Origin of the sequence: Agromyces sp. NPDC058064 (assembly GCF_042885275.1) — a bacterium.
Lineage (GTDB): Bacteria > Actinomycetota > Actinomycetes > Actinomycetales > Microbacteriaceae > Agromyces.
On the sequence record NZ_JBHVSE010000006.1, the window covers coordinates 255,581 to 272,531 of the forward strand.

A 16,951-nucleotide genomic window follows, 5' to 3' on the forward strand; every position below is an offset into this window, starting at 1 on the left:
CATCGCGGAATGAAAGGACCCTTCCCCGCCATGACCACCCGCATCGCCATCAACGGCTTCGGACGCATCGGACGCAACGTCGTGCGCGCACTCGTCGAGCGCGACGCCGACCTCGACCTCGTCGCCGTCAACGACCTGACCTCCCCCGCCGAGCTCGCGCGCCTGCTGAAGTACGACACCGCGGGCGGCCGCTTCGGCCGCACCGTCGAGGTCGACGGCGACGTCCTCGTCATCGACGGCCGGCGCGTCAAGGTCCTCGCCGAGCGCGACCCCGCGAAGCTGCCCTGGGGCGAGCTCGGCGTCGACCTCGTGCTCGAGTCGACCGGCCGCTTCACCGACGCGGAGGCCGCGAAGGCGCACATCGCCGCCGGCGCCAAGAAGGTGCTCGTCTCGGCTCCCGCCAAGGGCGCCGACTCCACGCTCGTCTACGGCGTGAACACCGACGCGTACAACGCCGAGACCGACGTCATCGTCTCGAACGCCTCGTGCACCACGAACGCGCTCGCCCCGCTCGCGAAGGTCCTCGACGACCTCGCCGGCATCGAGCACGGCTTCATGACCACCGTGCACGCCTACACGCAGGACCAGAACCTGCAGGACGCGCCGCACTCCGACCCCCGTCGTGCGCGCGCCGCGGCCGAGAACATCGTCCCGTCGTCGACCGGCGCGGCGAAGGCCATCGGCCTCGTGCTCCCGAACCTCGACGGCAAGCTGAACGGCGACGCCATGCGCGTGCCGATCCCCGTCGGCTCGATCGTCGAGCTCAACGCGACCGTCTCGAAGGAGGTCACGCGCGACGAGGTGCTCGCCGCGTACAAGGCCGCCGCCGAGGGCCCCCTCGCGGGCGTGCTCGAGTACTCCGAGGAGCCGCTCGTCTCGAGCGACATCGTCGGCAACCCGCACTCGTCGATCTTCGACTCCGAGCTGACCCGCGTCGACGGCAAGCACATCAAGGTCGTCTCCTGGTACGACAACGAGTGGGGCTTCTCGAACCGCGTCATCGACTCGCTGACGCTGCTCGCGGGCTAGTCCCCACGCAGACCCCGCCGCCGCTCGGTGCGCGGAACTGCGGCGCACCCCCTGCCCCGCGCCGCAGAAACGGGCCCGCCTCCTCGGAGGCGGGCCCGTTCGCGTTCCGGCGTCCTCCCGGCGTCGGGCACGACGCGCTTCGGCTATCGTCGGGCGGGTGCTGACCTTCGAAGCCCGTGACGGACGACCGATCGCCTACCACCTCATCGGTTCGTCGAACGGGGATGCCTCAGCGATCGTCGTTCCCGGCGGACCGTGCCGGGGCGCGGAGTACCTCGAGGACCTGGCGGGCGCGGCCGACGCCGCGGGGCGCGCCCTCGCGGTGCTGCATCCGCGCGGCACCCCCACCACCGGCGGCCTCTCGCGCGGCTGGTGGACCGACGCCGACGACCTGGTCGACCTGGCCGACCACCTCGGGCTCCCTGCCGTCGACGTCGTCGCGCACTCCGCCGGCACCCGGCTCGCCCTCGCCGCGTGGGCGCGCACGCCCGAGCGCGTCGGCAGCCTCGCGCTCATCACGCCCGCCGCGGCCTGGTTCACCGACGCGCCGCGCGACAGCCTCGAGATCGGACGGCGCCGGAACGACCCGCTCGTCGACCGGGCGCTCGACTCGCTCACCGGGCCCGACCCCCGCGATCAGGCGGAGTTCGAACGGGCACGGGAGATCGAGGGGCCGGCCGGCTACGCCCGCTGGACCGATCGAGAGCGGCGGCACGCCGCGGTCGGCGGGTGGTCGCTCGCGGCGCTCGACGCGTACTTCACCGACATCCCCGGCGATGCGGTCGAACGGATCATTGCCGCCCCCGCTCGGCCGGCGCTCGTGATCGCCGGCGACGGGGACATCCTCGTCGGGGTGCGCACCGTCGAGGCGTACGCCGAGGCGATCGGCGCCGAGCTGCAGTGGCTCGAAGGGTGCGGGCACTACCCGTGGGTCGAGCAGCCCGAGGCGTTCCGTTCGGCCCTCGCCGGATGGCTCCGCTCGCGCTGACCTCGCGGGTGGGGCGACTCGCCGGCGCTCAGTCGCCGACGACGACGCGGGTGGTCGGCACCCACTCGACGACGACCGTCGCGGGGTCGACGTCGTCGGCCTCGAGCGAGCTGCGCAGCGACGAGACGTCGGGCATCGCGTCGCCCCCGGTCACCCGCACGACGTAGCCCGGCGACTCGGCCGCGATGTCGAGGACCTCGAGATCCTGGGCATCGGCCCACGACCGTGCCACCGTGTCGACGTCGGACGACGCCATCGTGGCCGTGACCGTGCGGTAGGTCGAGATGGTCAGGGGAATCGCGATGAGCACGAGCAGCACCGCGATCGTGATGTGCGAGCGGCGCCGGTTGACCGTCGCGAGCGGCCGGATCGTGCCGGTCGCCGTCGTCGTCGTCGTCGCCGGGGGCGTCGCCTCGCCGAGCGGGAACGACCCCCAGCGCTGCACCCGGTAGAACGCCATCACCACGACCCCGGTGCCGAGGATCGCCGCGACGTTCGCGACGAAGAGCAGCAGCGAGCCGATCGACGCGGCGTAGTCGCCCGACTCCGCGGCGACGCCGACGACGACGAGCGGCGGCACGAGCGAGATCGCGATCGCGACGCCAGGCAGCGTGTCCGAGATGTCCTTGCGGACGAGCGCGATCGAGGCGACGGCACCGGTCGCGAGTGCGCCGAACAGGCTCATGAGGTCGGGGGTCGCCCGCTCGGCGATCTGGGTGTTCGTCGCCGCGGTCTGCGGCACGACGACGAGGAGGCCCACGAGGTAGCCGATCGCGATCGCGGCGGCGGCGCCCGCGATCATCGTGAGCAGCGAGCGCCCGAAGTTGACTCGCTCGCCGAGCACGGTGGCGAGCATCGTGCCCTGGATCGGCAGCATCATCGGCGCGACGATCATCGCGCCGATCACCGTGGCGGTGGAGTCGCCGACGACGCCGCTCGCGGCGATCGCCGACGAGAGCACGAGCAGGATCCAGAACCGGCGCACGCGCTGCACGCGGCCCGGCTCGTCGAAGAACACCGCATCGCGCATGTGCTCGATCGTGTTGAGCGCCTCCGACGGCGGCGGCGGGTACATGGGCGCGGTCATCGAGTCCCCCTCATGTCGACCTGGGGCGAGCGTACGGGCGGAAGCGCCCCGACCGCGGGAGCGACGCGTCCTCTCGGGTCGTCGCGGCGGCGCATGACAACGGGCCCGCCTCCGGCGGGGAGACGGGCCCGCCGTGCTGACAGCGATCAGACGGCCGCGCGCAGGCCCTCGACGAGCGAGGTCGTCGGCCGCCCGATGAGGCGGGCGAGCGTGCCGTCGGCGTTCGCGAGCACGCCGCGACGGATGCCGTCGTCGATGCCCGCGACGAAGCCCGCGGTGCCGGCGTCGAGCCCGGCCGACTCGAGCGCCGCGAGGTGGGCTTCGGGGGTGAGCGCCGTGTAGACGACCTCGCGGCCGGTGATCTCGGATGCCGCGGCCGCGAGCTCCTCGTACGACCAGGCGGTCTCGCCGGTGAAGTCGTAGACCTCGCCGACGTGCCCGTCGTCGGTGAGCAGGGCGGCGAGGCCGGCGGCGAGGTCGGCACGGGTGGCGCTCGCCACGAGGCCGTCGCCGACGCTCGCGGCGATCACGCCCGTCTCGGCCGCACGGGCCACGTCGCTCGTGTAGTTCTCGGTGTACCAGTTGTGCCGGGCGATGACCGCCGGGATGCCGGAGGCGGCGATCGCCTCCTCGGTGGCCTTGTGGTCGGGCGCGAGCACGAACTCGGCCGTCGTCGCCTGGGGGACGCTCGTGTAGACGAGCTTCGAGACGCCCGCCGCGGTCGCCGCGTCGATGACGTTGCGGTGGCCCTGCACGCGCGAGCCCGGCGCGCTCCCCGAGATGAGGAGCACGGTGTCGACGCCGTCGAGCGCCGCGGCGACGGTCTCGGGGCGGTCGTAGTCGAGTTCGGCGGTGCGCACGCCTCGCGCCGAGGCATCCGCGAGCTTCGACGTGTCGCGTGCGGTGGCGACGAGTTCGCCCGGGGCGACGCCGCGGTCGAGGAGCGCGTCGACGACGAGGCGGCCGAGCTGGCCGGAGGCGGCGGTGACGAGGATGGTCATGGTGTTCCTTCCGTGGGGTTCACGGGAAGAGAACCGGATGCCGCCCCAACACCTTCCCAAGCAGCGGTACCCACTTTAAAGTAAGGTACCCGCATGACGGTAAGTCTTGCGGAGATCCGGGCTCAGTCGGGCGAGGTCTTCACCGACGGGTGCCCCACGCGCGTCGTGCTCGACCACATCATGAGCAAGTGGGGCGTGCTCGTGCTGCTCGCGCTCACCGACGGCACGCACCGCTGGGGCGAGCTGCGCCGCGAGGTCGAGGGCATCAGCGAGAAGATGCTCGCCTCGACGCTGCGCACCCTCGAGGCCGACGGGCTCGTGCTGCGCACCGCCCACCCCGAGGTGCCCCCGCGGGTCGACTATGCGCTCACCGCGCTCGGCCGCGACCTCATGGAGCACATGCTGCCCCTCGTCGGATGGGTGGCCCGCGAGTCCGACGCGATCGTCGCTCGCAGCGCGGGCTGAGCGGCCCGCGCGGTTCGATCGCCCGCTCGCGCCCGCGCGACGCGACCGCGTCACGTCGGCCCGAAAACCCGACTCCCAGCGATTCGCGCACGAGTCGGGGCCTCGTCGCGCCACGATGGACGCAAGCAGGCAAGACCCACGAGGTCTTCGGGGGCAGCGCGGTCGGGGGGACTGATCGCCTGAGCGGGTGAGGGGTGGGCGTGTTCTCCTCTGCGAGGAACGGGGCCCGGGGCGCCCCTCAGGCCGATCCGGCCGCCATGCGCATGCCCGCGCACCCGGGTCGCGATCCGACCTGAGCCGAGCGCCCCGTGCGACGACCCCGGTCGTCGACCCAGGCGGGCCCGTCATCACGCCCGCGAGCCGCGCAACCCGATCTCATCGCCGGCTCGTCGCGACGGACCACGCACCAGCCCCCACACCGCACCACCGCATGACAGCACGATCATCCCTACCACGATTGGACCGTCAGATGAGATCACTCGCCATCATCGCCGCGCTCGCACTCGGCGCCGCGCTCATGCCGACCGCGAACTCGCTCGCCGTCGATGCGCCGACCTCCACAGCCGCGGCGGCGTCCTCGACGTCGCCGAGCGCGAACCCCGAGCACGACACCGCCGCCTTCCTGGCGGCGGCCGCCGCAGACCGTGAGGCGCGCGAGGCCGCGGCGGCCGCGGAGGCCGCGCGCGTCGCCGCCGAGGCCGAGGCGGCGCGCCTGGCCGCCGAGCGGGCCGCGGCCGACGCCGCAGCAGCAGCCGAGGCCGAGACCGCCGACGTCGAGGAATGGGTCGAGGCGGAGTCCGACGTCGAGTCGGCTCCTGCGGCAGCCGCCCCCGCCGTCGAGGCGCCCGTCGAGAGCGCACCCGTGCCGCAGCCCACCGAGGGCCCGCGCGACGACGACGGCTGCGGGCCCTGCCCGGGCGAGACGCTCGTCTGGTACGTGTACGAGGGCGAGGGCTACTGGGCCTGCCCGAGGTGACCGTGCTCGCCTCGCGGTGAGACGACGAAGCCCCCGGCCGCAGCGGTCGGGGGCTTCGTCGTCGATCTGCGGAAGGCGCCAGCTCAGCCGGCCCGCTCACCGCGCCCGTTCAGCGCGCCGCCCGCGGCGCGATCGCCGTGCCGACGAGCCCGACCGCGGCCGCGACGGCCATCATGACGGCGATCGGCCACCAGTGCCCCGACCAGGCGAGCAGCGCGGTGGCCGCGAGCGGCGCGAGCCCGCCGCCGACGATCGCGCCCGCCTCGCGCCCGATCGAGATGCCCGAGTAGCGCACCCGTGCGTCGAACATCGCGGTGAAGTACGCCGGCTGCACGCCGTCGGCCGCCGAGTTCACGATGCCGATCGCGACGACGACCATGCCGACGACGAGCGCCGCCGACCCGGTGTCGAGCACGAGGAAGAGGGGCCCGGCGAGCACGGCGAACGCCACGAGGCCGCCGACGACGAGCCGGCGCGGGCCGATCTTGTCGCCGAGCGCGCCCCACACCGGGCACAGCACCGCGGCGACCGCGGCCCCGGCGAGGAGGGCCGTGAGGGTGGTCTCGCGAGGCATCCCGACGACCGTCGACGCGTAGCTCAGGCAGAACACCGAGACGACGTAGAAGGTCGTGTTCACCCCGACGCGCACCAGGAACACGGCGAGGATGCCGCGCGGCCGCCGCAGGACCTCGGCGACGGGCCGTCGCGCCTCACGACGGGCCTCGAGCACCGCGAGGAACTCGGGCGACTCGTCGACCCGTCGGCGCAGCCACCACCCGATCGCGACGAGCACGAGGCTCGCGACGAACGGCACCCGCCAGCCCCAGTCGAGGAGCGCCTGCTCGTCGAGCACGGCGACGAGCACCACGAAGGCGAGGTTGCCGAGGATGAGTCCGACGTAGACCGCGCTCGAGATGAACGCGCCGCGGAACCCGCGCCGGAGCGGCGATTGCTCGAGGGCGAGCAGCACGGCCCCGCTCCACTCGCCGCCCGTCGCGAGGCCCTGCACGAGGCGCAGTGCGACGAGCAGCATCGGCGCGAGCGCCCCGATCTGCGCGTGCGTCGGCAGCATCCCGATGAGCGCCGTCGCGATGCCCATCGCGAGCAGCGTCGCGACGAGCACGCGGCGGCGTCCGAAGCGGTCGCCGAGCGAGCCGGAGACGAGACCGCCGAGGGGGCGGGCGACGAACCCGGTCGCGAACACGGCGAACGACAGCAGCAGGCTCGTGAGCGGGTCGTCGGCCGGGAAGAACAGCGTCGGGAAGACGAGCGCCGCCGCGGTGCCGTAGAGGAAGAAGTCGTACCACTCGAGCACGGTGCCGAAGGCGGCCGCGGCGAGCGCGCGGCGTCCGCGGGCCGCGTCGGCGGGCGGCGGCGCGGGCTCGGCGGCGCGGGCGTCGGGAGCCGGCGCCGCGACCGGGGCGCCCCCGCTCACGCGGTCACCGCCGTCGCCGACTCGTGCACGGTCCCGGCGGGCAGACCCGTGTCGCGCCGCGCCGCGAGCGGCGCCGCGAAGAACGCGAGCTCGTGCCGCGACGAGGCGACGAAGGCGCGGTGCATCCGCTCGCGCTGCTCGGGCGCCGCGCTCGCCGCGGCCCGCGTGACGAAGCCGATCGCCTCGCGCGTCGCCACGGCGAAGCCGGGGTCGGCGTAGGTCGCGAGCCACGAGGCGTACGGGTGCGCCGGGTCGAGTGCCGCCGCGCCGAACGCTCCCGCGGCGAGCCGCTCGCCGAGGTCGGTGTAGATCCAGAAGCACGGCAGCAGCGCCGCGATCAGCACGGCGTGCTCGCCGCGCTGGGCGGTCGCGAGCAGGTGGTCGAGGTAGGCCGTCGTCGTCGCATCGGGCGGTGCGGATGCCCCGGTGCCGGCCTCGCGGCCGAGCCACCCCGTGTGCAGTTCGAGCTCGCCGACGATGGAGCCGTGGGCCGAGTCCGCCCAGAAGGCCTGCCCCGCGGCATCCGGTGCGAGGCGTGAGGCCTCGGCGAGCACGCGGGCGTAGTCGCGGAGGTAGTGGGCGTCCTGCGTGAGGTACCCGAGGAACGGCTCGCGGGCGAGCGTGCCGTCGGCGAGGCCGCGGATGAAGGGCAGTGCGTCGATGTCGTCGCGGATGCCGCGGATCGACGCCCACCACTCGTGCTCGACCTCGGCCGGGGTGGGCGCGGTGCGGGTGCCGCCGCGCGACCAGAGCCCGGCGAAGTGGCTGATCGGGCCGTGCCCGCCGCCGACCTCGAGGGCCTCGCCGTGCCGCAGCGACTCGCGCAGCCAGCGACGGGCCTCGGCGACGGCCGCGACCCACGGGTCGTCGCCGCCGGCCTCGCGCACGGTGCTGCTCGCGCGGTCGCCCGTGCCGCCGCTCGCGGCGAGCGTCGCGATCGCGGAGGAGAGGGAGCATCCGGTGCCGTGCGTCGCCGTCGTCGCGATGCGCTCGCCCGGGAACTCGACGAGGCTCGCACCCGCGGCGTCGACGAGCGCGTCGGGCGCCGTGTCGCCGCCGAGGTGCCCGCCCTTCGCGAGCACGCGCACGCCGAACCGGGCCGAGACGGCCTCGGCCTGTGCGATCGCCTCGGCCCAGGTGGCCGCGACCGGGGGAGCGGGGGTGCCGAGTTCGCCGTCCGCGGCCGGCGCCTCCTGGCCGAGCCCGGCGAGCACCGCGAGCTCGGCGAGGTTCGGCGTCACGAGGTCGGCGAGCGGCAGCAGCTCGCGCATCGCCCGCTCGGCCTCGGGCGCGAGCAGCCGGTCGCCGCTCGTCGCGACCATCACGGGGTCGAGCACGACGACGGGCGGCCGCACCCGGCCGAGCCACTCGGCGACCACGCCGATCACCTCGGCGTTCGCGAGCATGCCGAGCTTCACCGCGTCGATCCCGATGTCGTCGGCGATCGCCTCGAGCTGCTCGGCGAGGAACGCCGTGGGCGGAACGTGCACCGCGCGCACGCCCCGAGTGTTCTGCGCGGTGAGCGCCGTGATCGCGGCCATACCGTACCCGCCGACCGCGGCGATCGACTTGAGGTCGGCCTGGATCCCTGCGCCGCCCGAGGGGTCGCTGCCGGCGATGCTGAGCACGCGCGCGGTCATCGGGCGACCTCCCATTCGGTCGCGAACTCGGCTGCGGCGGCACGGGGGTCGTCGGCCGCGCAGAGCGCCGAGACGACGGCGACGCCCGCGGCGCCCGCCTCACGGAGCGGGGCGAGGTCGGCGAGCCCGATGCCGCCGATCGCGACGCACGGCAGCTCGGCCTCGGCGGCGACCCGCGCGAAGCCGTCGACGCCGAGCGCCGGCGGGTGGTCGGGCTTCGTCGACGTCGGCCGGATCACCCCGACGCCGAGATAGTCGACGGTGCCGCGCGGCAGACGGGCCACCGCGTCGAGGTGGGCGCGGCTGTTCGCCGTGAGCCCCACGATCGCGTCGGCGCCGAGCCGTTCGCGGGCGTCGAGCACGGCCGCGTCGCCCTGGCCGAGGTGCACGCCGTCGACGCGCACGCCGGCGGCGCGCGCCGCGAGCGCGACGTCGAGCCGGTCGTTCACGAGCAGCGTCGCGCGCCCGTCGATCGCCTCGGCGAGGGCCTCGAGCTGCGCCAGCATCGCGGATGCCTCGGCGTGCTTGTCGCGCAGCTGCACGACCCGCACCCCGCCCTCGACGGCCCGGGCGACGACGTCGACGACGCCGCGCTCGCCGCAGAGCACCGGGTCGGTGACGAGGTAGAGGGAGAGGTCGAGGGCCGTGCGGGCGGTCATGCGCCGGCTCCCGCTGCCGCGACCTCGAGCGGGGCGTCGCCCGCGCCCGGCGAAGGGGCCGGGGCAGGGGCAGGGTCATCCGCGTCGTCGGCGGGGGAGACCGCGACCCGCGCGCGGCCGACGAGCGCCGCCGCATCGACCGCCGCGAGCGCGTCGACGAACCGGGGCGCGAAGCTGCCGGGGCCGCTCGCACCCTCGGCCGCGAGCTCGGCGGCGACGGTGTAGACGAGGTTCGCCGCGACGGTCGCCTCGAACGGGTCGTCGCCCGCGGCGAGGAACGCCGCTGTCACCGCGCCGAGCGCGCAGCCGCCGCCCGTGACCCGGGTGAGCAGCGCGTCGCCGTTCGCGATGCGCGCCGTGCGCGCCCCGTCGGTGATGAGGTCGACCGGTCCCGACACCGCGACGACCGCGCCGAAGCGCTCGGCGAGCAGGGCTGCGGCACCGGCCGCGGCCTCCGTCGAGTCGGCGGCGTCGACGCCGCGACCGCCGGCGCCGTCGCCCGCGAGCGCCAGGATCTCGCTCGCGTTGCCCCGGATCGCCGTCGGCCCGAACTCGACGAGCTCGTGCGCGAGGGCCGTGCGGATCGGCAGCGCGCCGATCGCGACGGGGTCGAGCACCCACGGCGTCCCCGCCTCGCGAGCGGCGGCGACCGCTTCGCGGGCGGCATCCCGCTGCTGGGGATTCGGCGTGCCGAGGTTCACGAGCACTGCGCTCGCGACGCGCGCGAACGCGCCCGCCTCGCCGACGATGTCGACCATCGCCGGGGCGGCGCCGACGGCGAGCAGCGCGTTCGCCGTGAAGTTCGTCACCACCGTGTTCGTGATGCACTGCACGAGCGGCGGGCTCTCGCGCAGTCGATCGAGCCGCAGTGCGCTCGAGTGGGCAGGGTCGTACAGGCGCGCGCTCATGGCGACATCCCTTCGCTAGTCCGAACTAGATCAGGTTCGACGGGTGTGATCTCAGCCGCGCGAGCGCGGCACCCCGTGTCACTGCGAGCGAGCCTAGTGCAGCCCGAAGGAATCTCGTGGCCGATGTCGATCGCGGTCGTTCCCGTTCGACGCCACAATGAGACGGAAATCCCGTCGCCGCGAAAGGACACCTCATGCGCACCCTCATCGTCAGCGAGTTCATCAGCCTCGACGGCGTCGTCGACTCTCCCGGCGGCGGCTCGCACCCGCGTGCCGGCTGGACGTTCAAGGAGGTGCCCTTCGTCGAGGAGGCGTACGCGATCAAGGGCTCGGAGCAGCTCGAGGCTCGGGCGATGCTGCTCGGCCGGGTCAGCTACGACGAGTTCGCCCCGGTCTGGCCGACGATGGTCGACGAGTTCGCCGAGTACAACGCGATGCCGAAGTACATCGTCTCCTCGACCCTGACCGACGAGACCCTGCTGCCCGAGTGGCAGAACTGCCACGTGCTGCGCACGCTCGACGACGTCGCCGAGCTCAAGGAGGGCGACGGCGGGCCGATCATCGTCCACGGCAGCGCCACGCTCGCGCAGGGCCTCGCGACGGCCGGACTCGTCGACCGCTACCACCTGCTCGTGTTCCCGGTGCTGCTCGGCAGCGGCAAGCGGCTCTTCGGCGACGACCCCGGGCTGACCGCGAAGCTCGACCTCGTCGAGCACGAGGCCTACTCGAACGGCATCGTGAAGGCCGTCTACGACGTGGCGCGCTGAGCTCGCGCGGGGCGGCGGCGGGCGCCAACCGTCCGCCGCCGCCGCGCTCCCCGTGCCGTCCGTCCTGCCGGGCCGAGATTTCTGCTGCGCCGACCGCGCCTTTCTCGATACGTTGGGGGAATTGGTCGGCCTTCCGGGGCCGCGGGCGGGCACGGGGGTGTGGCCGCCCGTCCATCGGATGGCTCGATCGCGTGTTGCAACGACGAAGTTCAGTCACGACGAGATGAGGGCCAGCGATGAGATTCCACCACCGACCCCCGCGAGGGCGAACACGCGCACTCGCCGCCGCCGGAGCGCTGCTGCTCGGCGCATCCCTGATGACCGCCACCGCGGCGGTCGCTGAAGACGACCCCCGTGTCGACCTGCCGGCGGGGCTCTTCGACGCCGGGCTCGCGACGAGCGGCATCGACCTGCTGTCGAGCACGCCGGGCGCCGGCCCGTTCGCCGCGGGTTCCATCAACTCCGACCTCGCATTCACCGGCGACCACGCGGTCGTCGGCAGCTACCAGGGGTTCCAGGTGTACGACGTCTCCGACCCGGCGGCGCCCGTACTGCAGAAGTCGTATCTCTGCCCGGGCGGGCAGGGCGACGTCTCGGTGTACGGCGACCTGCTGTTCATGTCGGTGGAACAGGGCCTCGGCCGCATCGACTGCGGCACGCAGGGCACGGGCAACACCCCGGTGAACCCCGAGCGGTTCCGCGGCGTGCGCATCTTCGACATCAGCGACATCGATAACCCGGTGCAGCTGCCGGGCGTGCAGACCTGCCGCGGATCGCACACGCACACCGTGGTGACCGACCCCGACGATGCCGAGAACATCTACATCTACAACTCGGGCACGTCCGGCGTGCGCTCGCCGCTCGAGCTCGCGGGCTGCCAGAACGCGACGCTGACCGCCGAGCCGGTGACCTCGGGCGACCCGACGCAGTGGCGCATCGACGTCATCAAGGTGCCGCTCGACGCCCCCGAGGAGGCCGCGGTCGTCAGCCAGCCGCGCATCTTCACCAACCCCGACACGGGCGCGTACAACGGCCTGCAGAACACCCTCGGGGGGCAGATGCACCCGAGCGGCACGGTCTACAGCCCGACGCCGAACACCAACACCTGCCACGACATCACCGCGTACCCCGAGATCGGGCTCGCGGCGGGTGCGTGCCAGGGCAACGGCATCCTGCTCGACATCAGCGACCCGGTGAACCCCGTTCGCGTCGACGCCGTCGCCGACCCGAACTTCTCGTACTGGCACTCGGCGACGTTCAACAACGACGGCACGAAGGTCATCTTCACCGACGAGTGGGGCGGCGGAACCGGCGCTCGCTGCCGTGCGACCGACCAGCCCCAGTGGGGCGCGAACGCGCTGTTCGACATCGTCGACGGCAAGCTCGAGTTCGCGAGCTACTACAAGCTGCCGGTGCCGCAGACGGTGCAGGAGAACTGCGTCGCGCACAACGGCTCGCTCGTCCCGGTGCCGGGTCGCGACATCATGGTGCAGGCGTGGTACCAGGGCGGTCTGTCGATCATCGACTTCACCGACACGGCCAACCCGACCGAGATCGCGTACCTCGACCGCGGCCCGATCGACGCCGACGTGCTCTCGCTCGGCGGCTACTGGTCGACGTACTGGTACAACGGCAACGTGCTCGGCAGCGAGATCGCGCGCGGCTTCGACACGATGGGCCTCGCGGTGAGCGAGCAGATGTCGGCGAACGAGATCGAGGCGGCCGGCGAGGTGCAGCTCGATGAGTTCAACGCGCAGATGCAGACCACCATCGTGCACGAGCCGAGCTTCGCGGTGGCGCGGTCGTACATCGACCAGGCCGAGCGCGACGGCAGCCTGAGCGGTGCGGCGCTCGCCGAGGTGCGCAAGCACGTCGACAAGGCCGAGAAGCTGGCGGATGGCTCGGCCGCCGGCCGCGCGGTCGTCGCGCAGCTCGACAACGCGGCGCGCAAGTCGGGTGCTCCGGTCGACTCGAACGTCGTGCAGGGGCTGACCGCGCTGGCGGCGACCTTCGGATGAATCGGTGAGGGGGCCGGGTGACGGCCCCCTCACCCCGAACGGGCCCGGCGGTCGACGACCGCCGGGCCCGTTCGCGTCAGATTCGGGTCAGCCCGCCCGCTCGGCGAGCATCTGCTGCATGCGGGCGATCTCGATGCCCTGGTCGGACTCGACGTGGCGGGCGAACTGGTCGGTCGCCGATTCCTGCCCGCCGCCCGCGGCGTAGAGCTCGTCGACCATCTGCACCGCGCCCTCGTGGTGCTGGATCATGGAGACGAGGAACAACCGCTCGAACGTCTCACCGTCGGCCGCCTCGAGTTCGGCCATCTGCTCGTCGCTGAGCATGCCCGGCATCGCGCCTCCGTCGTTCGCGTGCGCATCGTGCCCCTGGTCGTTGACCGGCTCCCCGCGCTCCTGCAGCCAGCTCACCATGAGCGTGCGTTCGTCCTGCTGGCTCGCCGACATGCGTTCGGCGAGCAGCCGGATGTCGCGGTCGTCGGTGCGCTGCTCGACGAGGGCGGTCATCTCGATCGCCTGGTCGTGGTGGTGGATCATGTCGCGCATGAAGGCGGTGTCGAGGTCGGTATGCTCGGGCGCGTCGATCGCGTCGCCGGCCTCGTCGGGCGAGAGGGTGCGGTTCGGCTCACCCGGCGCACCGAGCTGCACGACGGGACTCGTCGGCGCGGGGGAGTCGGGCGTCGCCGTGCACGCGGCCAGTCCGAGCGCGAGCGCGATCGCCGTTCCGACTCCGAGGGTTCGCCGCATCGCCGTCATCCATCGACCTCGTCTTCGTTGAGGGGCACGTGGCATCCATCTAATCAGGTGCCCGGCCGATGTCGAGGCCGAGGTTCGGACGACGGTCGGCTACTCGGCGGCCGCCTCGGTCACGCGCCGCTTCTCGCGCACGTACACCTCGCGGCGCACGCGGGCGACGACCTCGCCGTCGCGGTCAGTGATCTCGGTCTCGAACCACTCGAGCACCTTCGCGCCGCCGCGGGCGCGCTCGCGGAGCTCGTCGGCCTTCGCCTTCGGCACCTCGAAATGCGCGGTGAGCACGCCGCGGCCGGGCTTCACGAGCTCGATCTCCCCGCGGGTGTCCCACACGACGTAGTCGCGCCCCAGTTGGTGCATGATCAGCATGAAGTAGTAGGGGTCGGTCATCGCCGACATCGAGCCGCCGAAGGCGGTGCCGACGTAGTTGCGGGTGATCGCGTTCACGTGCAGCTCGACGGTGGCGCTGGTCCAGTCGTCGGCGAACCGTCTGACGCGGATGCCCGACCACAGGTTCGGAGCCCAGAGGCTCATGCCGATGGCGAGTCGTCGCGGAGTCATGCGCATGCCTCCGATTGTGCGAGAACCGGATGCCCCGTGCGAATCCCTTGTCGGATTCCTCAGCCGCCGGTGGTCGAGGAGCGGACGCCCCTCGGTGGTCGAGGAGCGAGCGAAGCGAGCGTCTCGAGACCCGTCGCCCCGTATCGTGACCCTATGAGCCACGAATCGAACAGCGGCGCCCCGGCGCCCCGCCGGGTACGCCAGCTCCGCCTCGTGGTGGAGGCCGAGGACTGGGAGGCGGCCGTCGCGTTCTACCGCGACGTGCTCGGCCTCACCGAGGAGGAGGCCTACGACGGCGACGACGGCGCCCGGGTGATGATCCTCGACGCCGGCCGGGCGACGCTCGAGCTCTCGAACCCGGCGCAGGTGCGGCTCATCGACCGCGTCGAGACCGACGGGGTGCGCAGCCCGCACCTCCGAGTCGCCTTCGAGGTCGACGACACGGCGACGGTCACCGACGAGCTCGTCGACGCTGGAGCCGAGCTGCTCGCGACCCCGCGCGAGACGCCGTGGCGCTCGATCAACTCGCGGCTCGCCGGACCGGCCGGGCTGCAGCTCACGGTCTTCCAGGAGCCCGACGACGGGGTGACCGCACCGAGCTGATTCGCACATCCGCCGTCGGGTTCCTCGTTTCCCGGCGGCGAACCGCTTAGCATCGGAGAGGCGTGCCGCACCCGAGCGCTCGCCGAATCCCCGCCCGCCCCGGCGCCCACCCCCAGGAGCCAGATTGACGATCCCCGCAGACGATCAGTCCACGCCCGGGTTGCCTGGGGCCGCCGAGCCCGAGTCGCGCGCTGCGCGACGCAGCGCCGAGCTCGGGGGAACGCTGCGGCCGCGCCGCATGCCCGACCGGGCGAGCGTGTGGGCTCCAGCCGCTCCAGAGCAGGGCGGCGGCGCCGCGGTGCCCCCGCAGGGCGGCGGCGCCTCGGTGCCCGCGGCACCCGCACCCGCTGCGGCGCCCGTGCCGCCCGCCGCAGTCCCGGCCGAGATCGAGCGCTACTACCTGTGCTGCGAGGTGCCGAGCGGCGACTTCGTCGAGGTCATCCTCGCGGTCAGCGACGGCGGCCGCCGTCGATACTTCACGACCAGCGACGGCGACCGCCTCGCCGAGGTCGACGAGTACTACTTCGTGCGCCGAAGCCTCGGCGACGCCCGCTCGATGCTCGAGCTCGACGCGCGCGAGATGGCCCAGCTCGAGGCCGAGCTGAACTTCGTGCGCCCGCTGCGCGGTCGCGATCCGCTCGCCGAGCTGGCCGCCGAGAGCGCCGGCGAGGCGTTCGCCTCCGACGTCGCGGCTGCGGATGCCACGGGCCCGACGACGCCCGCCGCGGCCACCGCCGACGTGGTCGCCGAGCCGAGCGAGCCCTCCGCTGCGGCCGAGGTGCCGCCCGTCGCCGAGCCGGCCCCAGCCGCCGAGGTGCCGCAGCCCGTCGAGCCGGCGTCGTCCGCGTCGCTCGCGGCGTCGCCGGAGCCGGCCGCGGCACCCGAGACCGATGCCGAGGCCTGGGTCGAGCTGCTGCGTCGCGCCGGGTTCGAGCCGCCCGAACTGAACCTCGAACCGCTCGAGCCCGAGCCGGCAGCCGAGCCGGCCCCCGCGTCCCATCCCGAATCCCTGATGGTCGAGCCGGTGCTCATGCAGTGGGCGGAGACGATCGAACAGCCCGAGGCGGCCCCCATCGAGCCGCCGGCTCCGGCCGAGCCCGCGCCCGCGGTCGCGCCGGCCGATGAGCCCGGCCGGGCGACGACGCCGGCCCACGCCGCCGAGCCCGAGCCCGAGCCGACGGTCTCCACGCCCGCCACCGCGCCGGCACTCGGGGCGCAGTCCGACGAGGCGCCGGCGGTCGACGCTCCGACGCACACCCTTCCCGAGCCCGCGCCATCCGCACCGCTCACGCCGCCGAAGCTCTCGCTCGTGCCCGTGCCGCCCGTCGTGTCCCCGGTGCCCCCGACGCCGCGGCTGACGCTCGTGCCCGGGCCGCCCCCCGAACCCATCCAGACTCCCGCGCCGGCCTTCCCGCCTGCCGCGGAGGCCACCCCCGAGACGGTCGCCGCCCCTGACGCGGCCGCTGCCTCCGACCACGACTCGAACGAGGAGACGAACCCTGTGGCGATGATGACGAACCCGACGGACGCGCTCGCGCCCGCGGCATCCGTGACCCCGATCGCGGCGCCCGCCGCCCTGCACTCCGCACCGGCCCCCGCGGTCGACGCCGATGCGGCGGCGCAGGTCGCGCTCGCGAAGGGCATCGCCTTCGTGGCGCACCGCGGGCAGGTCGACCAGGTCGGCGCCGACTACATCGACCACCCCGGCCGGGTGGCCGAGCACTTCGACGCGGCGACCGAGCCCGTCGAGACGGCGGCCGCGTGGCTGCACGACGTGATCGAGCGCAGCGCCGTCTCCGAGCAGGAGCTGCTCGAGGCGGGCGTGCGCCCCGACATCGTCGAGGTCGTGCTGCTGCTCACCCGCACACCCGAGATGAGCGACGACGCGTACTTCGCGCGGATCCGCACCAACCCGCTCGCCCGTCGCGTGAAGCTCGCCGACGTCGCCGACAACTCGGCGCCGTGGCGCCTGCGCAAGCTCGATTACGACGCCCAGCAGCGCCTGGCCGCCAAGTACCGCCACGCCCGCGAGGCGCTCGGGTAGCCGCCGGCCGCTGCCGGCTC

General features: G+C 73.7%; 16 protein-coding genes and 1 riboswitch. Of the genes, 8 read left to right on the forward strand and 8 right to left on the reverse strand.

What is annotated here, in order from left to right:
* Positions 1–30 precede the first annotated feature (30 nt).
* Complete coding sequence (gap, locus tag ACFVSL_RS18150) at positions 31–1,029, forward strand: type I glyceraldehyde-3-phosphate dehydrogenase (RefSeq protein ID WP_386942389.1); 999 nt, start codon at positions 31–33, stop codon at positions 1,027–1,029.
* Positions 1,030–1,186: 157 nt separating this feature from the next.
* Positions 1,187–2,017: an alpha/beta fold hydrolase gene (locus tag ACFVSL_RS18155; RefSeq protein ID WP_386942391.1), complete on the forward strand. Its 831-nt coding sequence runs from the start codon at positions 1,187–1,189 to the stop codon at positions 2,015–2,017.
* Positions 2,018–2,045: 28 nt separating this feature from the next.
* On the opposite strand, the gene ACFVSL_RS18160 is transcribed toward ACFVSL_RS18155, so the two are convergent.
* Both ACFVSL_RS18160 and ACFVSL_RS18165 read right to left on the reverse strand, forming a co-directional pair.
* On the reverse strand, positions 2,046–3,104 hold the full coding sequence (locus ACFVSL_RS18160; protein ID WP_386942393.1) for a DUF389 domain-containing protein: 1,059 nt from the start codon (positions 3,102–3,104) through the stop codon (positions 2,046–2,048).
* Positions 3,105–3,250: 146 nt separating this feature from the next.
* Positions 3,251–4,105, reverse strand: coding sequence for an SDR family oxidoreductase (locus ACFVSL_RS18165; RefSeq protein WP_386942395.1), 855 nt, complete (start codon positions 4,103–4,105; stop codon positions 3,251–3,253).
* 93 nt (positions 4,106–4,198) lie between these two features.
* On the opposite strand from ACFVSL_RS18165, the gene ACFVSL_RS18170 reads away from it, so the two are divergent.
* Both ACFVSL_RS18170 and ACFVSL_RS18175 read left to right on the forward strand, forming a co-directional pair.
* Positions 4,199–4,570: a winged helix-turn-helix transcriptional regulator gene (locus ACFVSL_RS18170; protein WP_386942396.1), complete on the forward strand. Its 372-nt coding sequence runs from the start codon at positions 4,199–4,201 to the stop codon at positions 4,568–4,570.
* A gap of 469 nt (positions 4,571–5,039) precedes the next feature.
* Positions 5,040–5,546 (forward strand): hypothetical protein, encoded by a 507-nt coding sequence (locus ACFVSL_RS18175; protein ID WP_386942398.1) that lies wholly within the window; start codon positions 5,040–5,042, stop codon positions 5,544–5,546.
* Between the two features lie 109 nt (positions 5,547–5,655).
* On the opposite strand, the gene ACFVSL_RS18180 is transcribed toward ACFVSL_RS18175, so the two are convergent.
* The 4 genes from ACFVSL_RS18180 to thiM all read right to left on the reverse strand — a co-directional run bounded on the left by ACFVSL_RS18180 (position 5,656) and on the right by thiM (position 10,188).
* Positions 5,656–6,981, reverse strand: coding sequence for an MFS transporter (locus ACFVSL_RS18180; RefSeq protein WP_386942400.1), 1,326 nt, complete (start codon positions 6,979–6,981; stop codon positions 5,656–5,658).
* Positions 6,978–8,621, reverse strand: coding sequence for a bifunctional hydroxymethylpyrimidine kinase/phosphomethylpyrimidine kinase (locus ACFVSL_RS18185; protein ID WP_386942402.1), 1,644 nt, complete (start codon positions 8,619–8,621; stop codon positions 6,978–6,980). The genes ACFVSL_RS18180 and ACFVSL_RS18185 overlap by 4 nt, the downstream gene beginning before the upstream one ends.
* Positions 8,618–9,280, reverse strand: coding sequence for a thiamine phosphate synthase (gene thiE / locus ACFVSL_RS18190; RefSeq protein WP_386942404.1), 663 nt, complete (start codon positions 9,278–9,280; stop codon positions 8,618–8,620). Before thiE ends, ACFVSL_RS18185 begins: the two co-directional genes overlap by 4 nt.
* Positions 9,277–10,188: a hydroxyethylthiazole kinase gene (thiM, locus tag ACFVSL_RS18195; protein ID WP_386942406.1), complete on the reverse strand. Its 912-nt coding sequence runs from the start codon at positions 10,186–10,188 to the stop codon at positions 9,277–9,279. The genes thiE and thiM overlap by 4 nt, the downstream gene beginning before the upstream one ends.
* A riboswitch (TPP riboswitch) is annotated at positions 10,179–10,274 on the reverse strand. Its footprint overlaps the gene before it by 10 nt.
* A 108-nt stretch (positions 10,275–10,382) precedes the next feature.
* Between thiM and ACFVSL_RS18200 the strand changes: the two genes are divergently transcribed.
* Both ACFVSL_RS18200 and ACFVSL_RS18205 read left to right on the forward strand, forming a co-directional pair.
* Positions 10,383–10,955 (forward strand): dihydrofolate reductase family protein, encoded by a 573-nt coding sequence (locus ACFVSL_RS18200; protein ID WP_386942407.1) that lies wholly within the window; start codon positions 10,383–10,385, stop codon positions 10,953–10,955.
* Between the two features lie 317 nt (positions 10,956–11,272).
* Positions 11,273–12,973: an LVIVD repeat-containing protein gene (locus ACFVSL_RS18205; protein ID WP_386942409.1), complete on the forward strand. Its 1,701-nt coding sequence runs from the start codon at positions 11,273–11,275 to the stop codon at positions 12,971–12,973.
* Positions 12,974–13,060: 87 nt separating this feature from the next.
* Here the strand turns inward: ACFVSL_RS18205 and ACFVSL_RS18210 are convergent, their stop codons facing one another.
* Positions 13,061–13,717 carry a DUF305 domain-containing protein gene (locus ACFVSL_RS18210; protein ID WP_386942411.1) on the reverse strand — a complete coding sequence of 219 codons (657 nt, stop codon included), beginning with the start codon at positions 13,715–13,717 and terminating at the stop codon, positions 13,061–13,063.
* A gap of 99 nt (positions 13,718–13,816) precedes the next feature.
* The gene (locus ACFVSL_RS18215) at positions 13,817–14,284 is read right to left on the reverse strand and encodes a PaaI family thioesterase (protein WP_386942413.1); all 468 of its coding nucleotides are present in this window, start codon (positions 14,282–14,284) and stop codon (positions 13,817–13,819) included.
* Between the two features lie 153 nt (positions 14,285–14,437).
* Between ACFVSL_RS18215 and ACFVSL_RS18220 the strand changes: the two genes are divergently transcribed.
* Both ACFVSL_RS18220 and ACFVSL_RS18225 read left to right on the forward strand, forming a co-directional pair.
* Positions 14,438–14,887 (forward strand): VOC family protein, encoded by a 450-nt coding sequence (locus ACFVSL_RS18220; protein WP_386942415.1) that lies wholly within the window; start codon positions 14,438–14,440, stop codon positions 14,885–14,887.
* Between the two features lie 124 nt (positions 14,888–15,011).
* The gene (locus ACFVSL_RS18225; RefSeq protein WP_386942417.1) at positions 15,012–16,931 is read left to right on the forward strand and encodes a hypothetical protein; all 1,920 of its coding nucleotides are present in this window, start codon (positions 15,012–15,014) and stop codon (positions 16,929–16,931) included.
* The last annotated feature ends 20 nt before the right edge of the window (positions 16,932–16,951 follow it).